The organism is Erwinia sp. TECH1 (genome assembly GCF_054057575.1).
Map to the genome: position 1 here is coordinate 2,594,238 of NZ_JBSRZK010000001.1, position 12,697 is coordinate 2,606,934.

Annotated in this window: 12 protein-coding genes and 1 tRNA gene; 3 read left to right on the forward strand and 10 right to left on the reverse strand. The window is 52.5% G+C overall.

From position 1 onward, the window contains the following. The first annotated feature begins 83 nt into the window (after window positions 1-83). On the forward strand, window positions 84-1,220 hold the full coding sequence (locus ACVWZ0_RS12080; RefSeq protein ID WP_253453878.1) for a CMD domain-containing protein: 1,137 nt from the start codon (window positions 84-86) through the stop codon (window positions 1,218-1,220). Window positions 1,221-1,232: 12 nt separating this feature from the next. Here ACVWZ0_RS12080 and ACVWZ0_RS12085 read toward each other — a convergent pair whose 3' ends face one another. Beyond that, a complete protein-coding gene (locus tag ACVWZ0_RS12085; RefSeq protein WP_253453876.1) occupies window positions 1,233-2,132 on the reverse strand; it encodes a LysR family transcriptional regulator in 900 nt (299 codons plus the stop codon). 746 nt (window positions 2,133-2,878) lie between these two features. On the opposite strand from ACVWZ0_RS12085, the gene ACVWZ0_RS12090 reads away from it, so the two are divergent. Beyond that, complete coding sequence (locus ACVWZ0_RS12090) at window positions 2,879-3,076, forward strand: YkvA family protein (RefSeq protein ID WP_367399479.1); 198 nt, start codon at window positions 2,879-2,881, stop codon at window positions 3,074-3,076. 125 nt (window positions 3,077-3,201) lie between these two features. Here ACVWZ0_RS12090 and ACVWZ0_RS12095 read toward each other — a convergent pair whose 3' ends face one another. From ACVWZ0_RS12095 to ACVWZ0_RS12130, 8 genes are all read right to left on the reverse strand, one after another. Then, complete coding sequence (locus tag ACVWZ0_RS12095; protein ID WP_253453874.1) at window positions 3,202-4,848, reverse strand: methyl-accepting chemotaxis protein; 1,647 nt, start codon at window positions 4,846-4,848, stop codon at window positions 3,202-3,204. 434 nt (window positions 4,849-5,282) lie between these two features. Continuing rightward, window positions 5,283-5,444 (reverse strand): YnfU family zinc-binding protein, encoded by a 162-nt coding sequence (locus ACVWZ0_RS12100; protein ID WP_301251653.1) that lies wholly within the window; start codon window positions 5,442-5,444, stop codon window positions 5,283-5,285. 132 nt (window positions 5,445-5,576) lie between these two features. Beyond that, a complete protein-coding gene (locus ACVWZ0_RS12105; RefSeq protein WP_253453872.1) occupies window positions 5,577-5,960 on the reverse strand; it encodes a hypothetical protein in 384 nt (127 codons plus the stop codon). 201 nt (window positions 5,961-6,161) lie between these two features. Then, window positions 6,162-6,237 (reverse strand) — tRNA-OTHER (locus tag ACVWZ0_RS12110). Window positions 6,238-7,199: 962 nt separating this feature from the next. Next, window positions 7,200-7,502 (reverse strand): hypothetical protein, encoded by a 303-nt coding sequence (locus tag ACVWZ0_RS12115; protein ID WP_253453870.1) that lies wholly within the window; start codon window positions 7,500-7,502, stop codon window positions 7,200-7,202. Between the two features lie 299 nt (window positions 7,503-7,801). Then, window positions 7,802-8,509: a DJ-1/PfpI family protein gene (locus ACVWZ0_RS12120; RefSeq protein ID WP_253453868.1), complete on the reverse strand. Its 708-nt coding sequence runs from the start codon at window positions 8,507-8,509 to the stop codon at window positions 7,802-7,804. A 391-nt stretch (window positions 8,510-8,900) separates the two neighbouring features. Beyond that, complete coding sequence (locus ACVWZ0_RS12125; RefSeq protein ID WP_253453866.1) at window positions 8,901-9,065, reverse strand: con-10 family general stress protein; 165 nt, start codon at window positions 9,063-9,065, stop codon at window positions 8,901-8,903. 378 nt (window positions 9,066-9,443) lie between these two features. Then, window positions 9,444-10,352, reverse strand: a complete 909-nt coding sequence (locus tag ACVWZ0_RS12130) for a LysR family transcriptional regulator (RefSeq protein ID WP_253453864.1) — start codon at window positions 10,350-10,352, stop codon at window positions 9,444-9,446. 138 nt (window positions 10,353-10,490) lie between these two features. Here ACVWZ0_RS12130 and ACVWZ0_RS12135 point away from each other — a divergent pair, with 138 nt between their 5' ends. After that, entirely contained in the window at window positions 10,491-11,000 is a 510-nt protein-coding gene (locus tag ACVWZ0_RS12135) for an SRPBCC family protein (protein ID WP_253453863.1), read from the forward strand. A gap of 45 nt (window positions 11,001-11,045) precedes the next feature. On the opposite strand, the gene ACVWZ0_RS12140 is transcribed toward ACVWZ0_RS12135, so the two are convergent. Next, window positions 11,046-12,593: a PTS transporter subunit EIIC gene (locus ACVWZ0_RS12140; RefSeq protein WP_301289695.1), complete on the reverse strand. Its 1,548-nt coding sequence runs from the start codon at window positions 12,591-12,593 to the stop codon at window positions 11,046-11,048. Between the last annotated feature and the right edge of the window lie 104 nt (window positions 12,594-12,697).

Consider the following 12,697-nt stretch of genomic DNA (forward strand, 5'->3'; position numbering starts at 1 on the left):
CTTTGCCGGTTATTCCGCTTGCGCGAGGATAGGCTTGCCCTCCGGTCCGTACTCAGGGCCAGCCAACTTGAAAAGGAATGACTATGGAACAGCGTCGGCTTAAAAGCCATAGCCACTGGTATCACGAAACTCAGGCCACGCTCGCCAGCCGGGCAGAGCCTCTGGTGCCCGAGGCCGCTGATATTGAAGACCGTTTTTTGCTGGGACTGGCCGCGCTTTGTGAAGGCGGGCTGCGGCAGACGCTACAGGAAGCGCAGCCGGCGCTGCTGGCTTCCAGGGATCTCTACTCGCTGCTGTTTCCTTCGTCGCTGACCGCCTCGCTGACGCATACACTGACGTTATACGATCGTCTCAGCACCGCACTTACCGTGGCGCAGGTTACCGGCGTTCAGCGCCTGTGTAACCATTACGCCGCACGCCTCAACCCGCTAAGCGGGCCGGACTCTTCACGTGAGAGCAACCGTCGCCTGACGCAAATTACCGAATATGCCCGCCAGCTGGCGATGCAGCCGACGCTGATTGACGAGGCAGCATTGCAGCGGCTGGATGAGGCAGGCCTGACCGCGCCGGATATCATCACCTTTAGCCAGATTATCGGTTTTGTCTGTTATCAGGCGCGAGTGGCGGCTGGCGTGCATGCCCTGCTCGCCCTGCCGGTTCGCTGGATCCCTGGCGTAACCGTTCCGCCAGATGCGGACGAATGCGGCTTTACCGACCAGCATAGCTGGCAGCCCCGGCTGACGCCCGTTGAGCTGCGTTACGCCACGCACAGCCAGCTGGAAGCGCTGACCTTCTGCCAGCCGCAGCAGGCATTAAGCCGCAGCGCCTGGCTGCTGGCGCACGACGGGGATGCCCTGTACGGCTGGGGTCAGCTGATTAAGGTACTGGAAGAGCAAACGACGACGCCGGAAGGCCAGCTTGCCGCCGCTGTAGCCGCACGGATCAACGGCAGTGCAGCCTGCTTTAACCGGTACGCGCCGGAAGCGCTGCGTAGCGCGTTAAAAACAGGCGTTGATGACGCGATCGGAAGCGCCAGCGCCGTCGATCGGGCAGTGATACAGACCGCCGCGCAGCTGACCCGCTCGCCGGAGCGCTTCAGCGCCGCGCATTTACAGCCGCTGAAAGAGGCGGGTTTTTCGCTGCAGAGAATGATGAACGTGATTTTCAGTACGGCGCTGGCAGGCTGGAATAACCGGCTGATGCAGTCGCTGGGGAGTTAGCGTTCGTCGCGGCTAACGTTCGCTAAGCCAGCGGCGTACCTCGTCAAAAAAGTGCTGGGACAGCGGCGTCGCTCTGCCCGGCTCGGCAATAACCACTGCGGCCTGGCGGCTCATCGGCGCAATGGCCAGCGGGCGCGACTGCAATTCCGGCGTCATGGCCGGCAGCAGATGGCCGCGAGGCGAAATCAGGCAGCCCAGCCCTACCTGAACGCCCTGCGCCAGTTGAAACACGGAGGTGGTTTCCAGTATCACCCGCAGATGGATATCGGCTTCCCGAAAGTGGGTATCCAGATAGCGTCGGAAATAGCGCGTCTGCTCCGCCAGACACAGCGGGATCTCTTTTAGTTCGTTCAGGCTCAGCGGCGCTTCGCCCACCAGCTGCGGAAAATGTTCGGGATGGAAAACCACTTCCACGCCGTTGTCTGCCAGCGGTTCGGCCTGGAAATGCAGCTCGCGCAGCGTGACCAGCTCAAAAAAGCCAATGCCGACGTCCACCGTATAGCTGTTCAATGCGTCAAGCAGCTGATCGGCGCTGAGCACCGAGACGCGATAGTTAAGCTGCGGATAACGTTCCTGGATGCCTTTCAGCACCAGCGGCAGCGAGATGCTGCACTGCGGCACCACGCCAATACGTAGCGTGCCCGCAACGCCATGTTTTAACGATTCGACTTCCAGCTTGAGGCCCTGATAGACGGAGACGATTTCCCGCGCCCACGTCAGCACCCTTTCGCCTTCTGGCGTAAAGCCGTCGAAGTTATTGCTGCGGTTGATCAGCGATAGCCCCAGCTCGCGCTCCAGGTTTTTCAGACGCATCGACAGCGTCGGCTGGCTGACGAAGCTCGCCTCCGCCGCACGGCCAAAATGGCGCTCGCGCTCAAGGTTACACAGGTAAATAAGTTGTTTTATATCCATTTTTCTTATTTTTCAGAAGGTTATGTCAGACAGGCTTTATTGACTGGTAAGCAGGCATCCGGGCGCAAAATCAGCCCGGTCGACAGGCATTGCTGACTAAAGAAGATCTTCAGCCAGCGCGCCTGAGATGTCAATTTAAAGAGCCCTAAAGGCTAATGTCGTGCTGCTGAACGTCAATAATGGCTGTTGTCCGCGCTCATTCAGCAAAAGCATTTGTATGCAAGTTTCCCTGATAAAATTCCGTCGGAACAAATTTCAGGCTCAGGTACGTGCCTCCAGCCATTTTATAACATTGGGATTAATTTAGTGTGCCGGGTCAACCGGCTCTGATTATTTGCCTGCATCCCTTACAGGCTTTTTTTACCTTCAGGCCAGATAGCTCGTTAATAATGGATTTTTATTATTGCAGCCCGACAATTGCGGCATTTTTTTGGTGCGTAATAAAGTTGCCCGGCATCTCTTTACTGAAATGGTTAACGGTAGCTTTAGTTTTACGACAGAATCCGTACATAAATACCGGGCCGCTCACAAAGAGATAAAGCCCTGAAGAGATATGCCGATGAACAACAGGGTTTAATTTCAGGAGAAAGAGATGGAAAACAAGTTCACCACCGCTAAAGATTTTAACGATGACGGCTTTTGGTAAAAATTGTTAAGTACGTTAAAAAAGCGGGGCATGAAGTCATTGAAAAAGCGCTTTGGTTCTATTTTTCTGCGCAGAGACCAGACACGCCAATTTGGGCAAAATGACGATTTACGCTGCGCTTGCTTATTTCGTTTTGCCGATTGATGCCGTCCCTGATGCTTTGCCCGTTGTTGACTTTACGGATGACCCTGGTGTCCCGGCTGGGGCGCTGGCTGCTGTGTCGATGTATATCAACGAAGATGTAAAAACCAGGCTACAGAAAAAATGGCAGACTGGTTCGACTAAACGTTATTGCTGATGACTGGTGACGATATCAGCCCAACGAGCACGCCCGAAAGGGCTATCGGCGCTGCATTGGCTGTGGATCAAGAGCGTGGAAAATGACTTTAACGCCAAAGCCCCCATTACTGGGGGCGAACCACATTAAAAACTTTCCCAATCCCCGGCTGATACAGCGGCCGCCTTCGCGGGCGTACGGCTCACGGATGGCTTAACAAAGGTCTCGGTTTTTTTGTACATCCGCGTATCTGAAGTTAACTTAAAGGCAGACACCAGTTGGCTGAGCGTCTCCGCCTGATCCTGTAGCGATCTGGACGCGGACGAGGCTTCCTCGACCAGCGCAGCATTTTGTTGCGTCACTTCGTCCATCTGCCCGATAGCCAAATGAACCTGCTCAATACCGCGGCTTTGTTCCGCTGCCGAAGTAGCAATCTCATTGACAATAGTCGCGACCTGGTTGATTGAGCTGGTTACTTTTGCTGAGTTTTCACCCACGCTGGCTGCCTGCAACGCCCCGCTTTCGACGTGCATAACGGAGGCGTTGATCAGATCTTTAATCTCTTTTGCCGCAGAGGAAGAACGCTGCGCAAGATTACGCACTTCGCTTGCCACCACTGCAAAGCCTCTGCCATGCTCGCCAGCTCTTGCCGCCTCAACGGCAGCGTTCAGCGCCAGAATATTGGTCTGGAATGAAATCCCCTCGATCAGCCCCGTTATTTCGGAAATTTTTCCGGAGCTGGTGCGGATATCTTCCATCGTATTCAACATATTCCTCACGGACTGACCGTTTTCTGTCGACAGCTTATTAGCGCTATCGGCCAGCGTGCTCGCCTCGCTGGCACTGAAGGAGTTATTTTTTACCGTTTCACTCAGTGCAGCCATACTCGAAGAGGTCTCTTCAAGCGAAGCCGCCTGCTGCTCGGTACGAGAAGACAAATCTTCATTACCTGCGGCAATTTGTGAAGATCCTGAGCTTACGGATAACGATGCGCTATTAACAGCCGTTAACGTCTCTGAAAACTTAGTCAGTAATTTATTAAACGCTGAAGCGGTTTTTCCTATTTCATCAGCGTGGCTGTCGTCAGCCTGGCGAGTAAGGTCTAACGTGTTGCTGACTTCCAGCATTGTCTCTTCTATATTCAGAAGGCTTCTTCTGATATTCAGAATGGTTTTTATGGCAAAAAAGCTGAGCAGCACAATCACCAAAAGAACCGCAGTTGACATCATCCAGATTGTTTTTGAATAGATTTCTTTATTGATTTTTTTTAGCTCATTGCCAATCTGGATATTAAGTTCAATCTGCTTATTCAAATCTGATGCTAATTTTCTACCTGCAGCACCTATACCTGATTCACCCTGAAGCAAGGCCAGCGTTACGCTCTCATTTTGCGCGCGGGAAGCGTTAAGGAACGCCGGTAAGTCAGCCCGTACTGCGTCGATGTCACGGTAGATCTGCTCTGTCATACTACGATCTTCAGCACTGGAGATATCATTAGCCATGTAGTAATCAGTCAGCTTTTTCAATTCATCCAGCGTGTCGTCGATATGGCGTTCAGCGGCAGGCAGCTTTGTATCATCGGTAAGCGCCTGGTGCTTGTATAAGGCCAAGCCCAAAGCGCTGGAAGCGCTAATGGATTTGTTAAGATCCTTAATGCTGGGGATAGCATTATTCTGCACATATTCGAAGCGGGATTGAAAACCCGATATAATTGAGAACGATACCGCTGCCAGCGTGCATAAAGCCAGCGCCAACAGGGTAAACGTCAGGAACAAACGCTGCGTAATATTCATACCTACCTCAAACCTGATAATTTAATAAGCCCTAAGAAGACCTTTTGTCCCCAGGGTAGGGTTATCGGTATGCCATTGAAAAAAATTAGCCCTTGTATCAAGTTTAAATTTTTTTTCGTGCAGGGCAATACAACCTATTATTAATATTGATTTTATTACTTAAGTTACATTTGTTCACGTAATACTGACGTGCAAAGGATCCGTATTGTGCTATCGGCTTTTTATCGTTTTGGTCACCCGGCCCTTTTAATCTTCAGCCTGTAAGCCAAAACTCACTGTATGTGTTAATTAATTTAGCAAGTTATGTTTCATGTTTTAAGGATAAATCATCTGGACGCCCCTGTTTCTGGCGCCGTAACAGCCATTCCTGGCGCGGTCAGTATTAAACACGCCGATAAAAACCGCCCGGAGGCGGCTTAGCTTTTCAGCACTATTTAACCGTGAATAACAAAAAGGGATTTGCAATGTGGGCAGAGCAATGCCTGCTCTCGAGAAATTTTTGCAACTGAATGCTTAGAGCTTTTTCCGCATATAGGGCATTTGGCGTCAGCGTTTATTCTGGCGATACGATCCATCATCTGAGCGAAAAAGGACATGGTATTTGGCCTTGTGAGAAGTGAGCCTGATTATACCATCCCTGCGCAAATTTTACTCAACTAACCTGCATTTTCGATCTGGATTAGGCTGCCGCACTTTAACGCCTGGCTTTCTCTGTGGGGAAACCTTGATCATTTGACTGTCTCAATAGTTGAACCGTGCGAATTCATCACGTAGACCTTGTCTCCCGGATAGATGTATTGATACAGCGTTCCATCCGCTTCTTTAAGGCCAGGCATTTTCACGCTATCCACCTCGCTGATAAGCACAGCTACAGCGTCCCCGACCAGTACGCCATCCCTTTCACTGATCATAATGGCCTCTTGCTGTAAGACTTTGCTTTTCTCTTCATTTTCATAGATAGCAGGCATTACCTCAGCAAAATCGGGATTGGGATGCTCTTTGGTCAGCGTCAGAACATAGCCGAAGGTTTCCGAACCGCGTCTTGCAATAGTGATATTGTTCACCTCACAGATATGCGTCACACCCCCGATGATACTTTTAACGGTCAGCATAGTGTTCTCCTTCTTCCGGACGTAAAAAAGCCCCGCGTTGGCGAGGCTCAGGTTGTTTGCGCACCTTATTCCAATAACGGACAGACAACGCTCAAAACGTTATCTCTTACGCTGATCCCCCTATAATACCCTTTATATAAAAAGGTTAATAAAGCGCAGGCGTAAAAAAAGGCCACCCAGGGTGACCTTCAGAACAAGTACTGGACCGCCGTCAGGGATTCGAACCCCAAACCTTCAGCTCCGTGGCTGATGCTCTCTCCAGGTGAGCTAACGGCGGTTTAATCCTGATGCCGGTTACGTTCCGGTAACCTGATGCCAGTTGCGTTCCGGTAACCTGATTCCGGTTACGTTCCGGTAAAATCGTTAGCGCAGCTTGTTCACCCGTCTCCCTGAGGAGAAGCATGGTTGATACGTCCCTCGCGCAGGAGCATGTTCTGGTAGTGTAGTACACCGCAGACAGAAAAAAGGCCCTGCCTGAGCAGAGCCTGAAATTTGGTGCGCCTGTTTATCATCACTGATTAAGGGTCAGTCCGTCGGTCGGGCGGCGCATTGGCGACTACCTGATTAAGCATAGTTATGGTTCAGCAAATAGCAAATTAAGAGCCGATGGCCAGGCGCTGTGGTTCAGGCGAGATGACCAACCGCCGTGCCGGTAACAGCTGTTTAAAGTGGCCTGATGGCGGCACTTATGCTGCTAAACCTCTCTCCATACTTTGGCTCGCACGGCGGTATTGGCAGCATTTCAGGGTAAACATCCCTTAATAAGATTCGTCTCAGAACAAAATTTAACCACCGGGATGTGATTCGGATCACTTTATGGTCTGCGTATTACTTTAGGGTGGTGAGGCAAAACAGAGTTAACTTCGTTTTTTTGCCCGCGGCTCCCTGCGGGCTTTTTTTATATAAATAATCCTGAATAACGCCTTACCTGTCCGTGTCAGCACAGAGATGAGCATGATATAGCTGCTATTTTTACCAAAAGCGCGCACGGTTCAGGTTTAATAGGTGCTGATAAAAGCGCTAATATTTTCTATAGAGAGGTTACACTGAAAGCGAGCCAGAAAGCAGATAGTTAATTTAAAGCGAGGACAGATATTATAATAACCGTATTCAGTGGCACGAGGCCTTAACTATCCGTGTGCGATAAGATGGTTTCAGAATACAAGGTTTTTAGTGCCACTGTAAAATATAGAAAAGCTCATTAATTTCACCGCCTTTGTCTTTATTCCTTCACGGCGGCTAAGCCTTTAAAATTGATACCGGCACTGATATCCAGCTGCCTATTGAAGCGTGAACCACGGCGCGGTACACCGCCTCCGGTAAGGTTTTGCCCACGGAGGGCGCTCTTTCGTCCAGATAAGCGATAAACATCTGTTTATGGCCGCCGCTGCTCAGGAATATATTCAGATTGCTTATCAGATATCCAGCCTTGTCCCACGTCGTAGCCGCGCCTTTCGGCCAGGCGCCGCCTATAGCTTTAAGCACGGCCCATTCCAGGGCTTTGCCTTCCAGTTCGTCGGTTTGAACGGTTTCAGTCTGCATTATATTCCCCGTAAGCCTGCCTTGCCTGGCAGAAAAGCGTTAGCTGCTAAATTGTTGCCAGTTATTCCATACTTCGGTAACGAATGCACCCTGATAATGCTTTTGTCGCTTATATTCAGAATCAGGCCATGCCTGGCCGCCGCTCTTTATTATTAATACCCTAAGGACAAAGCAGACTATTCTTATTTATTGACATCCCGGCTTATATTCAGAATTGGCCCCGGTGTTAATTACCGCTGTAATAAATATCAAGCCAGCATCGTCTTTTAGTGACGCCGTCACCTGCCTGCCGGTCCCGGTCACGACCGGCAGGCAGAATTGCTCAGCCGTAATGCCGCTTTTTGCGTTGCCTTCAGCCTTTTAGCAATGAATCCCGCCGCCTGTGCGCTGGCTCTTGCGACCTGCTCTGCTGAAGCCACGCGAGGGGAGCCGCAGTCAAACGGCGGCGCAGGATCGTATTCCATCTGCAGCTGGATAGCCTGAGCGATTTCGTCGCCGTAGAGCGCGGCCACCACGCTAAGCGCAAAATCGATGCCGGAAGTCACGCCAGCGCCGGTAATAAGATTACCATCCCGCACTACGCGCTCGCCTACCGGCTCGGCACCCAGTAACGCCAGCTGCGACAGCGATCCCCAGTGGCAGGTCGCTTTGCGTCCCTGTAAAAGCCCGGCGGCGCCCAACACCAGCGAGCCGGTACAAACGGAGGTAAGCAAATTAACCTCTGCGCTTTTGCGGCGGATAAATGCCAACGTATCGTTGTCTTCCATCAGCGCGATCTGCCCTGGGCCGCCGGGCACGCAAAGGACATCCAGTTTTGGGCAAGCCTCAAAGGTTGTGGAAGGCAGGATCGCCATGCCGCGATCGGACACTACCGGTTCCCGCGTTTTCCAGATGAGATGCACCTGCGCGCCAGGCGCACGGGCAAAAACTTCAAAAGGGCCGGTAAGATCGAGCTGGGTTAAATCGGGGTAAAGCAAAAGGCCAATGGCAAGGGTTTGGGCAGACATGCTTTTCTCCTGAAAAAATGAAGTCCGTTTTTCGCATATTCACAGACAGGCGGCAAGCGTAAAAAAGCCGTCTTATACGGCGCACGCCCTTTCTCGCGATCTGAATTTTCTCCACCTGTTCCAAAAGAAGGATATAAACGAAGCGGCAAATCTGGAACCATGCAGATATAAAATTATCGGCAAAAGCGAAAATGAAGCTCCCACTTCTGAATAAGTTGTAGAAATTAATAATAATGCATAAAAAAAACCCGCCACCCCTGAAACAGAGGGATGCGGGTTTTAGCCGGTTACGGGACAACCTTAAATTACTTTCTTCGGCCAACTTAACCAATCGGCTAATAGTTTAGCCAATTTAAACGGCCCGATACTACCTGTGGTCATCCCATATTACTTAGCTGCGGTGGCTATTCTGCCCACCTTTTTTACCGGCTTCGGAGGCCTTTTCACGGTCATTTTTGAAAGAACCGCTGCTGCTCTGGCCGCCTTTCTTACCTGCTTCTGATGCTTTTTCACGATCCTCGGCGAAGTTACCGGAATTTCCACGATGCTGAGTCATAATAGCTTCCTCTTCGTGTATTCAATTTCTCACCGGATAATATAGCTCGGCTACTGCTGTTTTTACCGAACGCCGGTGAACGTCGTGCATGAATAACTATAGCAACCTCTCGTCAGGCTGCAAGAAAAAACCCTTATTTAATGGCGGGCCGCCTGTTTCATTTTATATTCCACAGGCTTTCTCATACGCACCCCTGAAAAAGCCAGCCAAATCAGTAAAATATATAGACGCGACAAATATGACATAATCTTTCAGGATTATTAATAATGTTTTAAAATAACAGTTAATAAACCACAGCAGGCTTAAGCCTTTATCTCTGTAATGAAATATACCCATTGCAATAGCAAGACGGCAGAAGGGCCGTCTGTCCCTGTCTGATTACGGCTCATCGCTGAACAGAGCGGTAAACAAGGCTCGCAGCCAGCGGTGCCCGGCGTCACGATGCGTACGGTCGTGCCACGCCAGGGTTTTGGTAAAGCCGGGAATGACCAGCGGCGGCGCCTGTATCGCCATTTTCTCGACGCCCACGGTCAGTCGATAAGGCGTTACCGCAATCAGATCGCTGAGCTGCAAAATTTCCGGCAGCATCAGAAAGCTGTTGATCGCCATGACCACCCTTCTTTCTCGTCCCAACGCCGCTAAAGCGCGATCGGTCACGCCGGAAAATCTGTCCCCGGTAAAAGAAACCAGAACCTGGTCAAGCTGGCAGAAACGGTCCAACGTCAGCGGCCGGGGGCCGGCATCAGGATGATCTTTGCGCATCATGCAGACATAGCGTTCATCAAAAAGGTGGCGGGTGTGCAGCTCCTGCGGCGTGGTTTCAGGCGTGACCAGGGCGAAATCGATTTCGCCCCGCGCCAGCTGATCTGCGAGCTGGCCGGCCTCAACCGGCACCACAGCCACGCGAATGCCCGGTGCCTGTCGACGCAGCGCGGTCACAAACGGCACGATAACCGCTTTTAAAGCATAATCCGTGGCGGCGACGGTGATCGTCATCTCTGCGCTGGCCGGGTTAAACACTTTTCTTTGTAATAACGCTTCCGTTTCGCTGAGGATCCTTTTCACCGGCGCAGCCAGCTCCAGCGCGCGTGGCGTGGGCACTATCCCTCTTTGCGTTCGGCTGAACAGCGGATCGTCAAAACAGTCGCGCAGCCGCGTCAGCATTCCGCTGACGGCTGGCTGAGTAAGCGACAGCCTGGCTGCCGCACGCGTAACGCTGCGTTCATCCAACAATGCATCCAGGGTTTTCAACAGATTCAAATCCATTGTGCGGATATCCGTTTTCATCTCGCTTCGCTTCCCCTTTAGATATCATTCTTCATGATATCAGTAATAACAAACCCTGATTAGCCTTATATCAGCACTCTCCGCATACTCGCTTTACCAACAGCGACTGGCGCTGTGCTCTGTTTTTATGGGTGACTAATGAACGCTATTATCTGGCCTGAAGGCTATATTCCGGGTTTTTGTGATAACTTCGCCTCGAACGAGGTTATTGTGGCAGGTCTGTCCACGGCGGAAGTCTGGCCGCTGTTGAATACCCCAGCGCTGTGGCCAACCTATTATGAAAATGTTGCTGATATTCGTTTCTGTCACGGTAAAGGTCCGCAGCTGGCGCAGGAGGTGCGTTTCTACTTCACGACTTTTGGTTTTCCTGTCGAGGCGCAGGTAACTGAATGCGTAGCGCCATCCACCGGCGAACCGGCGCGCGTGGCGTGGCATGGCTGGTCCGGCGAAGGCGAAACGCGGCTGGATGTGCATCATGCCTGGCTGCTGGAAGATTTGGCCGGCGGACGCGTACGTATCCTGACCCAGGAAACCCAGAACGGCCATCCGGCTAAAGCACTGGCGAAAACCACGCCAAACCCGATGATTAACGGCCATCAGGCATGGCTGGATGGCCTGGTCGCCGCCGCCCTCGCCCGGAAAGCCTGACACGGCGAACGTTCTGTAAATGCGGCCTGCCAGGGACGGCAGCAGTCAGGCCACGCCCAGGGCAGCTTTCACCTCGCTGGCGATTTTTTCAACCTGCGGCCCGTAAATGACCTGGATATCGTGGTCGCTGACGCGGTTGATGCCGTTGGCGCCCGTGGTCATCAGCGTTTGATCGACGACCTCTTTCATCTCTTTTACCCGCACCCGCAGTCGGGTAAAGCAGCAATCGACGTCCTCTATATTGCCTTCGCCGCCCAGTCCGCTAATGATCACCCGAATACGCTGATCGGCCGCGACCGTTTTGCTTTCCGGCTCCGTCTCTTCCGCTTCCCTGCCCGGCGTTTCTACCCGCATACGCAGGATAACAAAGCGAAAACCGTAGTAGTAAACCGGCACGTAGATGGCGCCAAGCACCAGCGTCCACCACCATTGAGTTTTGCTGCCGCCAAGAATACCAAACACCACGAGATCGATAGCGCCGCCCTGAATATTGCCGATCATCAGGTGCAGCATCGACATCAGCATAAAAGACAGGCCGCTAAGGAGCGCGTGCAGCAGATAAAGAATGGGCGAAACAAAGATAAAGCAGAATTCCAGCGGCTCGGTGATGCCGGTCGTAAACGAAGTGAGCGCGCCCGCCAGCATCAGCGCTTTGACCCGCTGCTTGTGCTCCGGCCTCGCACAGTGATAGATCGCCAGCGCGGCCGCCGGCAGGCCAAACATCATCACCGGGATTTTTCCCTGCGCCAGGAACTGCGTGGCGTTTCTGATAATGTCATCCGGTACGGAGCCGGGATGGGTCAGCGCGGTATTAAAGATATTCAGCGCGCCCACGATGGTCTGATTATCCACGGTAGCGACGCCACCAATAGGCGTGAAGCGCACCGTTTCGTTAAGGATATGATGCAGGCCGGTAGGGATAAGCAGGCGTTCGCTGGTGCCATATAAGAACGCCCCATACTGCCCGCTTTTGCCGATTAGCTCGCCAACCCAGGCGATACCGGCGCCGATAGTGGGCCAGATCGCCGCCAGCAGCACGCCCATCAGCGGCAGCACCAGCACGGTCACGATCGGCACAAAACGTCGCCCGCCGAAGAAGCTGATAGCGGTAGGCAGCTGCGTGGTATAGAAGCGGTTATGAATGGTCGCGGTCAGCAAACCGGCAATAACGCCGCCCAGCACGCTCATGTTATAGGTAAAGATACCCAGCATCGGGATATATTCCGCCGAGGTCATCATGGCGGCCGTTTGCTCCATGCCTTTCGCCTGCAGCGCTTCCGGCGTGGTCGTAGCCGCCGTCAATCCCTGCGCCGCAAGCGTGGCGCTGACGCCGACATGCATGGCGATAAAGCCGATAACGGCAGCAAAGGCGGCGGTCGGCTTTTCCGCTTTCGCCAGGCCAATCGCGCTGGCAACGGCAAAAAAGAGCGGCAGATTGGCAAACAGCGCGCCCGCCACCTTGCGGATAAAGCCAATAATCAGCTGTGGAACGTGCAGGCTGGCAAACGCATCGCCGGTTATCGCCGGGTTTTGCAGCGCGGCCGCCACGCCCAGAAAGATACCGGCGGCGGCGATAACGGAGATCGGCATCATCAGCGCTTTGCCGAAAGCATGAATTTTACTGGCAAATTCTTTCACAGGCCCCTCGTCTTTCCGGCTGAAAGCCTGAGTATGATCCAGCGCAAGACGGGACGCGG

Bases quoted from the DNA above. Each gene is read 5' to 3' on its own strand.
- ACVWZ0_RS12095 (WP_253453874.1), bottom strand. From the start codon at position 4,848: ATGAATATTACGCAGCGTTTGTTCCTGACGTTTACCCTGTTGGCGCTG.
- ACVWZ0_RS12085 (WP_253453876.1), bottom strand. From the start codon at position 2,132: ATGGATATAAAACAACTTATTTACCTGTGTAACCTTGAGCGCGAGCGC.
- ACVWZ0_RS12115 (WP_253453870.1), bottom strand. From the start codon at position 7,502: ATGCAGACTGAAACCGTTCAAACCGACGAACTGGAAGGCAAAGCCCTG.
- ACVWZ0_RS12105 (WP_253453872.1), bottom strand. From the start codon at position 5,960: ATGCTGACCGTTAAAAGTATCATCGGGGGTGTGACGCATATCTGTGAG.
- ACVWZ0_RS12125 (WP_253453866.1), bottom strand. From the start codon at position 9,065: ATGACTCAGCATCGTGGAAATTCCGGTAACTTCGCCGAGGATCGTGAA.
- ACVWZ0_RS12135 (WP_253453863.1), top strand. From the start codon at position 10,491: ATGAACGCTATTATCTGGCCTGAAGGCTATATTCCGGGTTTTTGTGAT.
- ACVWZ0_RS12140 (WP_301289695.1), bottom strand. From the start codon at position 12,593: ATGATGCCGATCTCCGTTATCGCCGCCGCCGGTATCTTTCTGGGCGTG.
- ACVWZ0_RS12080 (WP_253453878.1), top strand. From the start codon at position 84: ATGGAACAGCGTCGGCTTAAAAGCCATAGCCACTGGTATCACGAAACT.
- ACVWZ0_RS12130 (WP_253453864.1), bottom strand. From the start codon at position 10,352: ATGAAAACGGATATCCGCACAATGGATTTGAATCTGTTGAAAACCCTG.
- ACVWZ0_RS12120 (WP_253453868.1), bottom strand. From the start codon at position 8,509: ATGTCTGCCCAAACCCTTGCCATTGGCCTTTTGCTTTACCCCGATTTA.
- ACVWZ0_RS12090 (WP_367399479.1), top strand. From the start codon at position 2,879: ATGACGATTTACGCTGCGCTTGCTTATTTCGTTTTGCCGATTGATGCC.
- ACVWZ0_RS12100 (WP_301251653.1), bottom strand. From the start codon at position 5,444: ATGTCCTTTTTCGCTCAGATGATGGATCGTATCGCCAGAATAAACGCT.